We start from the raw sequence: 15,378 nt of genomic DNA on the forward strand, positions 1-15,378 counted from the left end.
ATGGGCCGGCCAGTCCGACAGGTCAGGAGCGGGTGGCGAACTCCTGGGTCCACCAAGGACCATTGGAGCTGAGGTTGACCCCCACGCCGGTGGATGTGTAGGAGCAGTTGAGGATGTTGTCCCGGTGCCCGGGGCTGTCCATCCAGCCCTTCAGCGCCGTGGCCGGGTCCTTGGGGCTCTTGAAGATGTTCTCGGCCCAACTGCCCCACCGGAACCCGGCATTGGTCATACGGGTTCCGGGATCGACGCCTTCGGGGGTGTCGTGCTCGTAGTAGTTGCGGGCGGCCATGTCGTCCGAGTGGGCCTGGGCCGCACGCTGGAGCCGACTGTCGACGGTGAGCGGGCCGCAGCCGTGCTGGGCCCGCTGGGCGTTGACCAGCTCGACGACCTTCCGGGCGAACTCCCCGGCGGTGCCGGTCACAGCCCTCGCCCCGTCAGAGGTGGTGCCTCCGGTGTCTCCCGATCCGGCCTCGGTGCGGGAACCGCTGGACGTCGTGTCCCCCTCCGTCGTCGATCCACTGCCTCCACTGCCTCCGCTGCCTCCGCTGTCGGGGCGGGCCTGCTGCTTCCGTGGCGATGTGTGCCGCTTACCGTGCTGTTCGGCATCGGAGGGGGCGGTGGCAGCCGACGACTCCTGGCCGTGCGGCGAGGACGAGGGTGAGGCGGCGGGTGCGGGTGAAGCACCGCGCGATACCGGAGGAGCGGACGGAGCCGCCGAGGGCGGGAGCGGCAGGGACGGGTGCGCCGCGAGTTCCTGGTCGGGGCCGGAGCCCAGCCGTATGAGTACCAGGGAGCAACAGCCCACGGCGATCACACCCGTCACCGCCGGCAGCATCGTTTTCCACCGGGGACGGGAGGCACCGGCGCGGTGGGTGCCGCCGTTCCGCCCCTTACGGGCGGAGCCGGCGGAACGGCGGTGCGAGGCGGGCCTGTCGTGGCCGTGGTCGTGGGCGTGGTCGTGGCCGTGGTTGTTCATGGTTCCGCTTCCTGTGGGGGACGTGGGTGGGTGCGTGCGGGAGGGGAATGTGGGTGCGTGTGGCTGGGGCTGTGGGTGCACGTGGTGGGCGGCTGTGGATGCGTGTGGTTGAGGGCTGTGGGTGCATGTGGTCCGCCGTGCAGACGGACGGTCCGTACATGGGAGACCCCGGCCTCGGTCGCGGATAACGAAAAGCACGTAGGTTTTTCTGTGATCCCGATGGGTCCGTCAGGTCACCTGAGTACGGGGCCACGGATGTGCACCCGGACGGATGGCGATGTGCACGCGGACGAACAGGACCAAGAGGCGTGAAGCAGGACAGCGGTACGGCAACCGTCGAGGCTGCCAAGGCCGGGGATGAACGTGCCCGGGAGCAACTGGTCGCCGCATACCTGCCACTGATCTACAACGTCGTGGGCCGGGCACTGGACGGCCACCCGGACGTGGACGACGTGGTGCAGGAGACCATGCTGCGCGTCCTGGAGTCGCTGGCGGATCTGCGGGAGCCGGCCTCCTTCCGTTCCTGGCTGGTGGCGATCGCCATGAACCAGGTACGGCGCCGCTGGACCGTCCATCGCACGGCCCCCGTCGTCGGCCTCGACCAGACGCCCGAACGCGCCGACCGGTCAGCCGATTTCGTGGACCTGACCATCCTGAAACTCGGGCTGACCGGCCAGCGCCGTGAGGTCGCCGCGGCCACCCGCTGGCTGGATGAGGGGGACCGGGCCCTGCTCTCCCTGTGGTGGCTGGAAGCCGCCGGGGAGATCAGCAGGGCGGAGCTCGCTGCCGCCATCGGCAGCGGTACGCGGCATACGGCGGTCCGCGTACAGCGGATGAAGCAGCAGTTGGCGGCCGGACGTGTCGTGGTCCGCGCCCTCGCGGGGCACCCCCCGTGTCCCGAACTCGCCGAGGTGACCGCCGCTTGGGACCACACGCCCTGCGCCCTGTGGCGCAAACGCATAGCCCGGCACGCGCGCCGGTGCCCGAACTGCTCGGAGCACTGGAACGACCTCCTGCCCGCCGAGGGGCTGCTGGCCGGCCTCGCCCTGCTGCCGCTGCCCGCGCGCCTCGCCCCGCACACTGCCGCCCTGCCCGACCCCACCGCCTCCGCCACTTCCACCGATCCTTCCACCGATCCTTCCACCGCTCCTACGGCCTCCGCCGACCCCACGGCCTCGACCAGTCCCGCTGCCTCCGCCGACCCCACCGCCTCGACCAGTCCCGCTGGCTCTACCGACCCCACCGCCTCCGCCGGTCCCGCTGCCTCCGCCCGCCCCACCGTCACGGCCGGCGCAGGCCGGAGCGCCAAGGTCGCCAAGGCCGCCAAGGCCGCGGCGGTCACCGGGGCCGCGGCGGTCGCAGCAGCCGTCATCACCGCCCTCTGGTGGTTCCCCGGCCCATCCCGCGAAGAGCAGCAGTCCGAGCCGAAGGCGGCACCCACCCTGGCCGCCTCCCCCTCGGCATCACCCCGCACGCCCACCCCCTCCCCCACCCCCACACCTTCGCGCACCCCCACCACCACACCCCCCACCTCGTCCGCCCCGCCGACCCCCACCCCGTCGGCCACCCCGCCCGACCTCGAGGAACAAGCCACCACCCTCATCAACCACCGCCGTACCGAGGCTGGTTGCGGCCCGCTCCGTATCGACCGGAAGCTGCGCGCCGCGGCCCAGCAGCACTCCGCCGACATGGCGGCACGCGGCTTCTACGCACACGACACACCGGACGGCACCGACCCGGGCGAGCGCATCACCGCCGCCGGGTACGCGTGGAGCAGCTGGGGTGAGAACCTCCACCGCGGCCCGCGTACGGCTGCCGCGGCGGTACGCGACTGGATGAGCGACGCCGTACACCGTGACAACCTGCTCAACTGCCGGTTCACCGTGGTCGGCATCGGTGTCGTCCACGGCGCGGGCGGCCCCTGGTGGACCCAGGACCTCGCCGCCCCACGCTGAGCGCAGTCTCCGGTGGGTCCTGTGGGTCCTGTAGGTCCTGTAGGTCCTGTAGGTCTGGTGGATCTGGTGGATCTGGTGGTGCCGATGGTGTGCCAGTGATGCCGTCGGTGCCGGTGCATGCATCCCCCATCCCCCGACCGCAGCTCGCCAACAGGCGCCGAAGGCCCGTGGTCGGCAGGGTGGAAACGTCGGCAGAGCCGAGACGTCAGCAGAGCCGAGACATCGCGTCGGCAGGACGGAGACGTCGGCAGGACGGACACACCGAACGATGACCACGGAGAGGGTGACCACGACGATGGCCACGGAGACCGGCACGGAGATCGGCGCGGAGACCGGCACGGAAATCGGCGCGGAGACCGGCACGGCGCTGAACCGACGTCTCGGCGCCGGCCTCCTGCACCACGCGCACGCCTCTCCCGACCGCATCGCGCTGACCATCGGCCGGCGCGAGTACACCTACCAGGAGGCCGCGCACACCGCCCGTCGGTGGGCGGCTTCGCTCGTCGAAGCGGCCGGCCCCCGGCCACGGCGGGTCGGTGTCCTGGCCTCGCGCAGTGAGGCCGCGTACCTGGGGGTGGCCGCCGCGCTGTTCGCCGGAGCGGCCTTCGTCCCGCTGAACCGGGAGCTCCCCGTACGGCGGACCCGGACCATGCTGGCGCAGTCCGAGGTCGACGCACTGATCGTCGACGAAGCATCGCTGCCCCAGCTGCCCGGCCTCCTCCGGGACCTGCCGCGCCGCCCGGCCGTCCTGCTGCCCGACAGCCTGCACGTCGACGCCCCGGACCTCGGCGACGCCCCGGACCTCGGTGACGCCCCGGACCTCGGCGACGGCCCGGCCCCCCATGACGACCCACACCCCAGCGACGGCCCCATCCTGGACGCGGCCGATCTCGCCGCCGCCCCGCCGCTCCAGCAGCTGCCCGAGGTCGCCCCCGACGACCCGGCGTATCTGCTCTTCACCTCGGGCAGCACCGGTGCGCCCAAGGGCGTCCCGGTCACCCACGCCAACGTCCGGTCCTTTCTCGATACGAACCAGGACCGCTATCGGCTGACACCCGACGACCGGCTCACCCAGATCGGCGACCTGACCTTCGATCTGTCGGTCTTCGACCTCTTCATGGCCTGGGAGAACGGGGCACGGGTCTGCGCGCCGGGCCCCCCGGACCCGTCGGCGCCCTTCTCCTACCCGGACTATCCGGAGTACGTGGAGCGCAACGGGATCACCGTCTGGTTCTCGGTGCCCTCGGTGGCCGCCGCCCTGCGCGCACAGGGCGTGCTCACCCCCGGATCGATGCCCACCCTGCGCTGGAGCCTGTTCTGCGGCGAGGCACTGCCCAGGGCCACCGCCGAGGCCTGGCAGGCCGCCGCCCCCGGATCGACCGTGGAGAACCTGTACGGCCCGACCGAGCTGACCATCGCCTGCACGGTCCACCGCTGGGACCCGCAGACCAGTCCCGCGCAGTGCGTGCACGACAACGCGCCGATCGGGCTGCCGTACCCCGGCCTGCACACGCTGATCGTGGACGAGGACCTGGCTCCCGTCGCGGCGGACGGGGCGACCGGCGAACTCTGCGTGGCCGGCCCCCAGACCACCCCCGGCTACTGGCAGGCACCCGAGCTGACCGCCGAGCGCTTCTTCGCACGCGAGGGCAAGCGGTACTACCGCACGGGCGACCTGGTGCGGATGCACCACGGCCAGTTGGTCTGCATCGGCCGCAACGACCAGCAGGTCAAGGTCGACGGCTACCGGATCGAACTGGGTGAGATCGAGGCGGTGCTGCGCCGGTCCGGAGCGGTGGAAGCCGTCTGCCTGATGTGGCCGGATCCCGAGACGATCACCGCCGTGCTCTCCGGTGCGCCGGACCCGTCCGCCGTGGCCGCCGCGTCCGCGGACAGCCTGCCGCCCTACATGATCCCCACATCGGTCCACTTCGTCGAAACCATGCCGGTGAACGCGAACGGCAAAGTGGACCGCCCCGCGCTGCGCCGCTGGCTGGACGACCGGGCCGCCGCATCCGATCACCAGTAATTCCCCGCGGTTCCTCACGATTCCTCGCGATCACCAGCCATTACCGGGGATCACCACCGAATTACGAGTGATCACCGCTGAGTACCGCCGAGTACTGCCGAGTACTGCCGAGTACTGCCGAGTACTGCCGAGTATCACTGATTACCAGTGTCTTACGGTGCCCCCTCAAAGTGCCTCGGCCGAGCACCCGCGCCCGCTTCCTGGCAGATGATGCTGATGACCGGCCGGGCGATTCCGGCCGCATTGCTCGTATGCCTGAGGGAGGCCCTCATGTCCCGGTCCCGCAGTATCCAACTGTCCCGCCGTACCGTCGTACCAGTCCTCCTCGTGCTGATCGTCGCCGCCGGTATCGGGCTGTATCTCTTCCAGCCCTGGAAAGCGTTCACCAAGAACGAGGTGAACGAGGCGCTGCCGGTAGCCACCGCGCCCTCAGCGCCAGCCGGGTCGCCGAAGCAGCCCGATTCGTCGAGGCAGACCGACCCGTCAAGGAACGCCGACCTGTCAAGGAACGCACTCGCCCAAGGCCGCTTCGTCACCCACGAACACGCCACCAGCGGCACCGCCCGCACCGTCCGGCTGGCCGACGGCGGTCACGTCCTCCGCCTGGAAGACCTCAAGACTTCGGACGGCCCGGATGTACGGGTCTACCTGTCCACCCGCGAAGCCGATGCGGTGAAGACTGGGCTCGGAGACGGCGCGCTGGAGCTGGGGAAGCTCAAGGGCAATCTGGGCAACCAGAATTACGCCGTCCCGGCCGGCACGGATCTGTCGAAGTTCCGCAGCGCCGTCCTCTGGTGCCAGCGGTTCTCGGTCTCCTTCGGCGCCGCCGATCTCTCCCCCGCCAAGGGTTGATCAGACTCCTCCCGAAGGAAGCAGCAATGCGGAGTCGGTGTGGAGGGTGACGCGTACAGGGGTGAAGTGGGTTGCGTCCAGTGGCGATTCGCCGGTGCCGGGGTTGCGGGCGTATCGCGGGTGGGCACCTGCGCTGACCTGCCAGCGAATGCGGTGGCCGACGCGGAAGCGGTGCGCGGTGGAGCTCATCGGGACGGTGAGCTCCGTGGGCGCCTGCCCGGTCGTCCCGGCTATCCCCGTCGTCCCGGTTACCCCGGTTATCCCGGCTATCCCGGCTATCCCGGTTGTACGGAGTCGCGCCGGTCCCTCACAAACGTTGGTGGAACGGCCTTGTGGATCCACATCGCACAGGCGAGTGACGACATCGGTGTATCCGGTGTCCGTGGAAAGGATCAGCCGGGCAGAGACCGGGCCGAGGACGTCCAGGGGCTCGGCCAGCGGTGGACCGGTGAAGGTGAGGACGTCGTTCCGGGCTTCCAGGGCGCTGTTGTCCCGGGGGCCGGCAGCGTGGGAGAGCAGCGGGCCGCCGACGGACGGGGTGGGGTCGGCCGGGTCGTAGCGGAAGGACGCCAGCGGGGTGGAGCCGGTGGGGGACTGTGGGGCGGAGCCGGTGGGGGGCTGTGGGACGAGGTGCCCGTCCGAGGTCGGGAACCATGCGGTGGTGGCCGGGGACAGGGGCCAGTCGTCGAGGTCCCGCCAGGCGTTTTCGCCGCCGACGTGCACGCGCGCCCTGGTGGGGCGCAGACCGGAGGGATCGGCGCAGAGGTGCGCGCGCAACCAGGCGAGGCTCTCGGCGACCACCTCGGGCCAGCCCTGCTGGAACGCCGAGGTATGTGTCCAAGGGCCGACGAGCAGAGCGGTCTCGCAGCCGGCCCGACGCAGCCGACCGTACTGCTGGAGGGTCTGGTCGACCAGCGCATCATGCCATCCGGTGATCAAGCCGGTGGGTACGCGCAGCCGATCCGCCGCTTCTCCCAGATCTATGCCGTGCCAGTACGGGTCATCGGCGTCCGAGCACGTCAACACATCGTCCAGCCAGGCCATTTCCTCCCCGATGGCGGACACATACGACCCGCGGAGCGGCTGCGCGACGGCGATCTCGCCCAGTCGGCGCTTCAGGCGGAGCATCGCCCTCACCAGGGATGCCGTCCCCCGGCTCTGGTACGTCATGCCGGCGGCAGAGGCGAGGGCGTTCTCCAGATGCAGCACACCGCCCGCATGGAAGAAGGCATGGGGATCGTGCAGGCCGACCTGTATCACCATCGCCTTGAGCTCCGGTGGCGGATCCAGCGCGAGTGCCCACTGCGCATACCCCAGGTAGCTGGGGCCGATCGTGGCCAACGTGCCGTTGAACCAGGGCTGTTCGCGCAGCCAGGACACCGTGGCCCTACCGTCGGCCGGCTCATTGCGCCAGGGTTCGAACCGGCCGCCCGAGCCGCCGGTGCCGCGGCAGCTCTGCAGGACCACGTGGAAGCCCTGTTCGGCGAAGAGCACCCCGTACATGGGTGACCACGGCAGGCCCCGGCCGTAGGGCGAGCGTACGAGGAGGGTGGGGAAGTCGCCCTCCGCGCGCGGGAAGTAGTGGTCCGTGACCAACGGGCTGCCGTCAGCGGCCGGAACCACAAGCCCCGGTTCCCATCCGGCGTCGTGCCGTTTGACCGGCATGCGGCGCCAGCTCGCTCTCATCATCCGCGCGACCAGCGGCAACTTCCTGGACGTCATCGTTCCCCTTCCCGTCCCTTCCCGCGCTCCATTTCCGTACGATGTACGAGAATAGACCATGCTTGGATGACGTCCGCACGAACCGCACGAACCGCACGGACAAGGGATCCGCACGATCCGCACGGACAAGGGATCCGCACGAGCAAGGGAGAAGGGAGGACGACGATCGTGACCAGCGACAGCGGGGCCGGCGGCACCACGGGCGACGACACCACAGGCGTCGGCACCACGAGCGTCGGCACCACGAGCGTCGGCACCACAGGTGTCGGCACCACAGGCGTCGACCCGCAACAGCTCTGGCTGAGCCCGGCCCGGTCCGGGAAGGGCCGCAAGCCCGCCTTCAGCCGCGAGGCGATCACTGCGGCCGCCGTCGCCCTGGCGGACGCGGAAGGCCTCGACGCGGTCACCATGCGGCGCGTCGCGGCACAGGTGGGCGCCGGTGTCATGTCCCTCTACAGCTACGCCCCCGACAAGGAGACACTGCTGGAGCTGATGGTCGACCACGTCAGCGGTGAACTGCCCACGACGGACGCCCCCGCCACCGGGGACTGGCGCGCCGACCTGACAGCCCTCGCCCACGACCAGCGCAGCCTCATGCTCCGGCACCCCTGGCTGCCCACCGCCCTGTCCACCCGCCGGGTACTCGGCCCCAACAGCCTGGCCTTCCTGGAACGCGCACTCGCCGCCCTGCGGCCCACCGGACTGGACGGCGCAGCGAAGCTGGAGGGCTTCGCGCAGCTCACCGGGTTCGTCGCCGGGTACGTCGCCCACGAGATCGCTCAGGCCGCCGGTGCACGGTCCCCCGGCCGTGCCGCGGCCGAAGCCGCCTACCTCGCGGCCGTCGCCGCGGACGGCCACCACCCGGAGCTCGCCGAAGCCCTCGCCGCGCCCGGCCGCTCACTCACCCCCGAAGCCCTCTTCGCCCGGTTCCTCAACCGCCTGATCGACGGCCTCGGCAGCACCGGCTGATCCCGCTCCGCTCGTACGGGACCACATCAGGCCATACCAGCCACACCAGCCACACCAGCCATACCAGCCATACCAGCCATACGATGACCGGCATGCGTAAATGCCTCATCGCAGCCGCCGCCTTGTTCGTCGGCGCTGTCACGCTCAGCGGCTGTGGCTCCGGAGAGCAACCGAGTCCGGTCGACACGTCGGCGTCGAGCGATCCCTCGCCGGATCCGGCCTCCGTCGAGTGGGGCAAGGGCGACTACCTGAAAGCGATGAAGCGCCTCGCCCGGTCCGTCCACGACAGGGACGCTGACCTCGTCGACGAGGGCTACCCGAACGTCATGGAAGGCCTCAACCGGACGTTCGTCACACCCGGCAGCCGGCCCTACCGCCTCGACATCGGCTGCGCCACCCCCGGAGCTCACGAAATCACCCTCCGCCTCGAGCGCGGCACCGCGGTCCAGGACTGGACCGTGACCTGCAACGACCGCGAGGCGGACCAGCTCAACATCCCTGCCGCGAAGGACCCGTTCACCGCCACCATCAGCACACCGGACAGCAGGACCACCGGCCTCATCCACTGGCGGCTGAGCACGATCGACAAGGACGCGGTCGAGGACTGCCCTGACGACATCAAGGGCTGCGACACCTAGCTTTCGCCCCGGGACCCGTTCCGGAAATGGCAACAAACGTTGCCCTCCCCGCACACCGCTCACACCCTGTCCGGCATACGCCTGAAACAGGGAAATGAAATGAGAGGAAGCGGAAGAATCATGGCAGTCGACAAGGTTCCGAACGCTCCGCACGACAAAGCCACGCACGACAACGCTGCGTACGACAAGGCCGCGCACGACAACGCTCCGCACGGCGAGGCCGCGCACGGCAACGCTCCCTACGACGTCGTCGTGATCGGCGGCGGGGCCGGCGGCCTGAACGCGGCCCTGGTCCTGGCCCGGGCCCGGCGCCGGGTGGCGGTGGTGGACTCCGGGTCGCCGCGCAACGCCCCGGCCGCACACATGCAGGGCTTCCTGTCCCGCGACGGGATGGCACCGAAGGCCCTGCTGGAGGTCGGCCGGGCCGAACTGGCCGGGTACGGCGTGGAGATCATCAACGCCCAGGTGGACCGCATCGACCGCACCGGACAGCCCAAAGGCAAGCCCGACAGCAAGGCCGACCGCGCCCCCGCCCCCGCCTCCGATGTCCCTCGCTTCGACGTCCGCCTGTCCGGCGGCCCCGTCCTGACCACCCGCCGGGTGCTGGTCGCCACCGGTCTGCGTGACGAGCTCCCCGAGATCCCCGGCGTACGGGAGCGGTGGGGCAAGGACCTGCTGCACTGCCCGTACTGCCACGGCTACGAAGTCCGGGACCAGCCGATCGGCGTGCTGGGCACCTCCCCGGCCGCGGTGCAGCACGCGCTGCTGCTGCGGCAGTGGTCGAGCGACATCGTCCTGTTCCCGCACGCGCTGGAGCTGGCCGCCGAGGACCGCGAGCGGCTGGCCGCCCGCGGCGTGCGGATCATGGAAGGCACGGTCAAGCGGCTGGTCGTGGAGGACGACCGGCTGCGCGGTGTCGAGCTGGCCGAGGGCCACGCGGTGCCCCGCAGCACGGTCTTCGTCGTCCCGCGGATGGTGCCCAACGACGCCCTGCTGACCGAGCTGGGCTGCGAGCGGGACGACAAGGGCTGGGTGACCACCGACCGCACCGGCCGCACCGGCGTGCCCGGCGTCTGGGCGGTCGGCAATGTCGTCGATCCGCGGGCCCAGGTGGTCAGCGCCGCAGGCATGGGCGCCGCCGCCGCATTCGCCCTCAACCACGGACTGGTCGACGAGGACATCGAGCAGGCCGTCGACGCGTACCGCGCGGCCATCGAGACACACCACGCGACCGACGAGCACTCCCTCACCCCGGCCCTCGCCGCCACCACCGGTCGGCAGTAGCGCGCGCACCAGCACATCGCCCGCGACAAGGAGACCCCCCTCATGTCCTCGCCCTCGTCCTCAGCCACCGGACAGGTCGCCACCAAGCCGACCTCACCCCCGCCCACACCACCGCCCGCGCCCGCGAAGGGCACAGCGGCCGCCACCGGCCCAGGCGCCGGACGTAACGCCGAACGCGACGCCGCTCCCCGAACCGGCCCCGTCTTCGCGATACTCGCCGTCGTCCAGGCCACCCTGATCTTCACCATCACCCTGATCTCCGTGCCCCTGCCGGACATCGGGCGGGAGTTCGGCCTCAGCTCGGCCCAACTGGTGCTGGTCAACGCCGCGTACGGGCTGCCCTACAGCGGACTGCTGCTGTTCGGCGGACGGCTCGCGGACCGGTACCGCGGCCGGCCGATGTTCGTGGCGGGGCTCGCGCTCTTCGGCCTGGCGTCCGCGACGGCCGCGCTGGCGGCCGGCTTCGAGGGCCTGGTGGCAGTCCGCTTCGCCCAGGGTGTCGGTGCGGCGCTGGCCGCCCCCGCGGCACTCGCGGTGCTGCGCGCGGTGTTCCCCGAGCCGGCCCGCTTCGGCCGGGCCATGGCCACCTGGGGCGGGGTGTCCGTGCTCGGTGCGTCCGTGGGCACCCTCACCTCGGGTGCGGTCACCACCTGGGTGTCGTGGCGGTGGATGTTCGCCGTCCCTGTCCTGGTGTCGCTCCTCGGCCTGGCCGCCGCCCGCCGGCTGCTCCCGGCCGGACCGGCCGTCGCCGTCGACACGTCCTCGGACCGGCGGCCAGGGCTCGACCCCGTCGGCGCGGTCCTCGCCACGCTCGGCATCTCGATCGGCAGCTACGGCCTGATAGCCAGCGGCGACTACGGATGGGGCACGGCCGCCGTGCTGGTTCCGCTCGCCGTCGGTGTGGTGCTGCTCGGCGCGTTCTTCGCGGTCGAACGCAGGGTCCGCCGACCGCTGTTGCCGCCCGGCTTCGCCCTGGAACCGCGCCGCCTGGTCGGACTCGTCGGCATCCTGCTCGCCGCCGCGGCCAGCGGCCTCGTCACCTTCCTGGTCTCGCTCTACCTCCAGCAGCAGCGGGACTGGTCCACACTCGCCACCGCGGGCGCGTTCGTCCCGTACACCGTCGTGCTGCTCCTGACCAACCGGGCGGCGGGGCCGCTGGTCGGCCGCTTCGGAGCGGTGAAGGTCACCGTCGCCGGCCTGGTCACCGGCGCGGTCGGGCTCGCTCTGCTCGTCGGCATCACCCCCGACAGCTCCTTCGTCCTCGGCCTCCTGCCGGGCATGATCCTGCTGCCCGCCGGCACCTCGTTCATCTTCTCCGGCACCGCCGTCCTCACCACCACCAACGTGCCCCCGCACCAAGTCGGCCTGGCGGGCGGCGTGATGAACACCGCGATGGAGCTGGGCCCCACGGTCGGCCTGGCCGCACTGATGGCCGTCGCCGCCACCCAGCCCGATGTGGTCACCGGATACGCCTGTGCCTTCGGCGCCGCCGCCCTCATTTACCTCGTCGCCGCGGCCGCCGCGACCCTGGCAGCCCGCCGCGCACCGTCCGAGAGCGACGGGGCCGCACACGGCTGCTGAGGCCCCCGTACGCACCGATACGTCACGTCCCTATGCGGCGCTCAGCCCCTCGGGGAATTGAGCCGCAGTGCCACCGCATGCACACCGGGACACCGCATTCACACCAGCTCAATGGCACCAGGCACCCAGATGGCACTCACCAGGTGGTATCCGCCGCAAGCCACCGGATGATGGCGATAGGGCTTCTTCCCAGCCGCACGCGGCTGATGCCTGGACTTCACGGAGGCCGAAGCCTGATTCACCACCGAAACAGCCCAAAGGAAGGAACACGCCATGAGGCGTATCAGACTGGCCGCCGGAGTGGTTGCCACCGCAGCACTGCTGACACTCTTCGGCGGAAGCGTCGCCAGCGCAGCCCCCACAGACAACTACGGCGCTGCCGCGCATTCGCACTCCGAAGGCTTCTTCGGAGACAACTACGGCAGCGGCGGCTGATCGGCGTTCGCCGGTGTTCTGCCCAGCAGGCACATAGCCAGCCCCTCACGGTCGTCTTCACCTACCGGCCTTGGCAGGCCAGGTGAAGACGACCGTGCAACGGCCCCCGTCAGATGACGGGGGCCGACGTGCCCACGCGTGCCGGCTACCGGACGGCGGGCATGTTCCCGTCCCGCCAGTCGTTCACTCGCTTCCGGATGCTGGGAACCATCGGGAGCGCGTCCACCTCTCTGGCCTCAAACCAGCGAACATCTGTGGACTCTTCGGACATCGCCAGTTGCCCGGCGACAGGACGCGCCAGGAAGCAGACGGAGAACTCTTGCCGCACCTCGCCATTGCCGTAGGCGAAGACATGACGGGGGTTGGTGTAAGTGCCAACGATGCCGACGATTTCGACATCGAACCCAGTCTCCTCGTATGTCTCCCGAACCGCGCAGTCAGGCAACGACTCGCCAATGTGCATAGCACCCCCAGGAAGTGCCCACATGTCGTTATCGCGCCGACGCTGGAGCAGGATGCGTCCGAATTCGTCAACAACAATGGCGGAAGCGGCGGGAACCAAGCTATTCGCAGCCGGGGCGTTCGGGTCGTCCTCGTAGTCTCGCCTACCCATTGCCTTCCCCTAAGTGAATCGACCGTGCAACGACCCCTCGAATTCACCAGGTGACGGGGCCGCTCTTGGGGTGCCGTTGGACAGTTCAGGCGAGGAAGTGGCCGCCCTTGATGGCAGCGACGAACGACGACCAGCCGTCCGCCGGGAAGACCAGGGCCGGGCCCTGGGGGGCCTTGCTGTCACGGACAGGGACTGCGCCCGGGAAGCCATGGGCGACTTCCACGCAGTTGGTGCCGTTGTCGCTGTAGGAAGACTTGACCCAGTGGGCATGGGCGAGGTCTTTGGTCATCAGGGTGGGTGCGTTGGTGGTCATTCTGCGATCTCTCGGGATAGTTGATGAAGGAACTTCGGAGTGTCCTCGGGAGGCAGAGCAGACCTCGACAGCGCCTCAAACTGCCTGGAGAACCGTCCGACTTCCCGGCGCTTGTCCGAGATAGACGATGTACCGAAAGGCGTGTCCACCTGGATTGTCGTCGGCATGGTGTCGCCGAGGATCAGGATGGTGAAGTTGTGCGCGAACAGGTACCCGCGCATCGCCTGGGGAAGTACCTGTACGGTCACATTGTCCAGCGCTGCCAGCTTGGCGATCTCGTCATACTGCTCGCGCATCAGGTCGGCGTCGCCGACGATGTACCGCAGGGCCGGTTCGTAAAGGACAGCCCACAGCCTCAGCGGGTCCTCGTCACGGGTCAGGGCCTCCTTTCGTCTCATCCTCACCCGCACGCTGTGATCAACGAACTCGCTCGTGGTCTCGTCGATGAACTTGGCGTTCTCGTGCCTCGTGCGAGCGTATGCATCGGTCTGCAACAGTCCGAAGACGAGTGTCGGGTTGTACGCCCGGATCTCCTGCGCCGCAGCCTCGATTCCGAGGAACCGTGGCATGCCTGAAGTCAGTTCCGTGGCGTCGTGCATCCACCACTCGCGACTAGCTGCTTCCCGCTGGCTCGCCACCAGCCTGTCGACTTCTTCTTCGTCGGTGACGCCGTAGCGCGTCAGAAGCGTGCGCAAGTCACTCGCGCTCCGCAGGTCCTGAAGCCCGGTCTCGACCCGTTGCAGCTTGGTGTCACTGAACGTGAGGCCTTGCACAGCCTCCTGAAGGCTGAGTCTCGCTTGCTTGCGCAGCTCACGCAGTTCATGGCCGAGCGCGATGCGTCGTGCGGTTGGCCTGTGTGGCGCGGCCATGTGCCCGCCTTTCCGCCTCAACTGCCTTGTTTTTCAGGCGACATGTGCAGCATGGCACGGCAACGGTTCACCACACCAGTCGTTGCGTCAGTCCTGGCATCTGCCACTTTCTGACCAGTGGGTGATTCACCTCGGATTCCATTACTGACCCAGCACGTAGCCCGGCACTGTTTGGGCTCGGGAACCGACCACAAGCCACGCAAAGACCCCCGCAACGCGGTGCCTGCGTCCGGGGGCGTGGCCATCAACCCCAAGGAGGTTGACAACGTGCCCGGCACTATCCGAACGATCTTCGAATGGGTGCTGCCACTACTGCTCCCCGCTCGGGGCCGCCATCGCGCGGCTGTAACTCCCCCCGTATCAGCAGCCGTGGGCATGCCAGCCCTCCCACAGCTGGCCGCGGGACCTCGGCCCGTTCCACTGCTACGTGCGGAAGACCCAGCTCTGATCCGGCCGTATGTCCTCACCCCAGAGGAGCGGCAAGAACGCCGGGCGCAACGCGGGCGGCGGCGCGCGCTGTGGTTCGCGTCCCACGGCGTCGACGCGGGACCGCGCTGGATTCATGGCGTGGCGGTGATGGGCTGATGGGCTTATGGGCTGATGGCCAGCATGTCCCGCCCCGTGCACCTGAAGGAACCGGTGCCGCGCCCCGTGCCGGTGGTCGGGTGCGATGTGTGCGGAGCCCTGGCCCGTCAGCGCGCCGCAGCCTACGCCAGCGGCGACAAGTCGAAGGCGACCGACTACAGCGTCGAGATCCGCAACCACCCTCACGACAAGGTGGCGCGGTCATGAGAGCGGGCACGCGGGCGCCACCGGCCACACCAGCTATGAGACGGCGGCGTTCCAGTACTTCGACGCCACCCTCATCGATCCAGTGGCGGGCCGTGCACCGTCCGTGACATGAGACCTGGGCGGGGCGTCCGTGACAGAGATCCGGCCGCCCCGGCCGTGGCCGCCCCGACCGTGAGTGGCGCGCGCCCCACGTACGCCACTCACAGCATGTACGCCGCTCACAGCGCGTACAGCACTCACGACACGTGTGGCACTCACAGCACGTGCGTCACTCGCGGCGCACGCGTCGATCAGCGCCCCGCAGGGCGCTGCGTCCCCATCTATGGACACTCGTTACATGACTGTGAGAT

General features: G+C 69.8%; 14 protein-coding genes. 9 read left to right on the top strand and 5 right to left on the bottom strand.

Features of this window, described 5'->3' with window-relative positions; all coding sequences use genetic code 11:
• Positions 1 to 22 precede the first annotated feature (22 nt).
• Positions 23 to 976 carry a CAP domain-containing protein gene (locus ACFY12_RS13150; protein WP_390715873.1) on the bottom strand — a complete coding sequence of 318 codons (954 nt, stop codon included), beginning with the start codon at positions 974 to 976 and terminating at the stop codon, positions 23 to 25.
• Positions 977 to 1,284: 308 nt separating this feature from the next.
• Between ACFY12_RS13150 and ACFY12_RS13155 the strand changes: the two genes are divergently transcribed.
• The 3 genes from ACFY12_RS13155 to ACFY12_RS13165 all read left to right on the top strand — a co-directional run bounded on the left by ACFY12_RS13155 (position 1,285) and on the right by ACFY12_RS13165 (position 5,812).
• A complete protein-coding gene (locus ACFY12_RS13155) occupies positions 1,285 to 2,931 on the top strand; it encodes a sigma-70 family RNA polymerase sigma factor (protein WP_390715874.1) in 1,647 nt (548 codons plus the stop codon).
• Positions 2,932 to 3,199: 268 nt separating this feature from the next.
• Positions 3,200 to 4,960 carry an amino acid adenylation domain-containing protein gene (locus ACFY12_RS13160; protein WP_390715875.1) on the top strand — a complete coding sequence of 587 codons (1,761 nt, stop codon included), beginning with the start codon at positions 3,200 to 3,202 and terminating at the stop codon, positions 4,958 to 4,960.
• A gap of 270 nt (positions 4,961 to 5,230) precedes the next feature.
• Positions 5,231 to 5,812: a DM13 domain-containing protein gene (locus ACFY12_RS13165; RefSeq protein WP_390715876.1), complete on the top strand. Its 582-nt coding sequence runs from the start codon at positions 5,231 to 5,233 to the stop codon at positions 5,810 to 5,812.
• Here ACFY12_RS13165 and ACFY12_RS13170 read toward each other — a convergent pair whose 3' ends face one another.
• Positions 5,813 to 7,534, bottom strand: coding sequence for a CocE/NonD family hydrolase (locus ACFY12_RS13170; RefSeq protein WP_390715877.1), 1,722 nt, complete (start codon positions 7,532 to 7,534; stop codon positions 5,813 to 5,815).
• Positions 7,535 to 7,834: 300 nt separating this feature from the next.
• Here ACFY12_RS13170 and ACFY12_RS13175 point away from each other — a divergent pair, with 300 nt between their 5' ends.
• The 5 genes from ACFY12_RS13175 (at position 7,835) to ACFY12_RS13195 (ending at position 12,441) form a co-directional block, all read left to right on the top strand.
• The gene (locus ACFY12_RS13175) at positions 7,835 to 8,503 is read left to right on the top strand and encodes a TetR/AcrR family transcriptional regulator C-terminal domain-containing protein (RefSeq protein ID WP_390716266.1); all 669 of its coding nucleotides are present in this window, start codon (positions 7,835 to 7,837) and stop codon (positions 8,501 to 8,503) included.
• A 92-nt stretch (positions 8,504 to 8,595) separates the two neighbouring features.
• Positions 8,596 to 9,141 carry a hypothetical protein gene (locus ACFY12_RS13180; protein WP_390715878.1) on the top strand — a complete coding sequence of 182 codons (546 nt, stop codon included), beginning with the start codon at positions 8,596 to 8,598 and terminating at the stop codon, positions 9,139 to 9,141.
• A gap of 120 nt (positions 9,142 to 9,261) precedes the next feature.
• A complete protein-coding gene (locus ACFY12_RS13185) occupies positions 9,262 to 10,425 on the top strand; it encodes an NAD(P)/FAD-dependent oxidoreductase (protein ID WP_390715879.1) in 1,164 nt (387 codons plus the stop codon).
• A gap of 42 nt (positions 10,426 to 10,467) precedes the next feature.
• Positions 10,468 to 12,006: an MFS transporter gene (locus ACFY12_RS13190; RefSeq protein ID WP_390715880.1), complete on the top strand. Its 1,539-nt coding sequence runs from the start codon at positions 10,468 to 10,470 to the stop codon at positions 12,004 to 12,006.
• Positions 12,007 to 12,279: 273 nt separating this feature from the next.
• A complete protein-coding gene (locus ACFY12_RS13195; RefSeq protein ID WP_390715881.1) occupies positions 12,280 to 12,441 on the top strand; it encodes a hypothetical protein in 162 nt (53 codons plus the stop codon).
• 145 nt (positions 12,442 to 12,586) lie between these two features.
• Here ACFY12_RS13195 and ACFY12_RS13200 read toward each other — a convergent pair whose 3' ends face one another.
• From ACFY12_RS13200 to ACFY12_RS13210, 3 genes are all read right to left on the bottom strand, one after another.
• Positions 12,587 to 13,054 carry an NUDIX domain-containing protein gene (locus ACFY12_RS13200; protein WP_390715882.1) on the bottom strand — a complete coding sequence of 156 codons (468 nt, stop codon included), beginning with the start codon at positions 13,052 to 13,054 and terminating at the stop codon, positions 12,587 to 12,589.
• 85 nt (positions 13,055 to 13,139) lie between these two features.
• Positions 13,140 to 13,367, bottom strand: a complete 228-nt coding sequence (locus ACFY12_RS13205; RefSeq protein ID WP_390715883.1) for a DUF397 domain-containing protein — start codon at positions 13,365 to 13,367, stop codon at positions 13,140 to 13,142.
• Positions 13,364 to 14,236, bottom strand: a complete 873-nt coding sequence (locus ACFY12_RS13210; RefSeq protein ID WP_390715884.1) for a helix-turn-helix domain-containing protein — start codon at positions 14,234 to 14,236, stop codon at positions 13,364 to 13,366. Before ACFY12_RS13210 ends, ACFY12_RS13205 begins: the two co-directional genes overlap by 4 nt.
• A 600-nt stretch (positions 14,237 to 14,836) precedes the next feature.
• Between ACFY12_RS13210 and ACFY12_RS13215 the strand changes: the two genes are divergently transcribed.
• Positions 14,837 to 15,028, top strand: coding sequence for a hypothetical protein (locus ACFY12_RS13215; RefSeq protein WP_390715885.1), 192 nt, complete (start codon positions 14,837 to 14,839; stop codon positions 15,026 to 15,028).
• Positions 15,029 to 15,378 lie beyond the last annotated feature (350 nt).

Source organism: Streptomyces sp. NPDC001339 (genome assembly GCF_042895955.1).
Classification (GTDB): domain Bacteria; phylum Actinomycetota; class Actinomycetes; order Streptomycetales; family Streptomycetaceae; genus Streptomyces.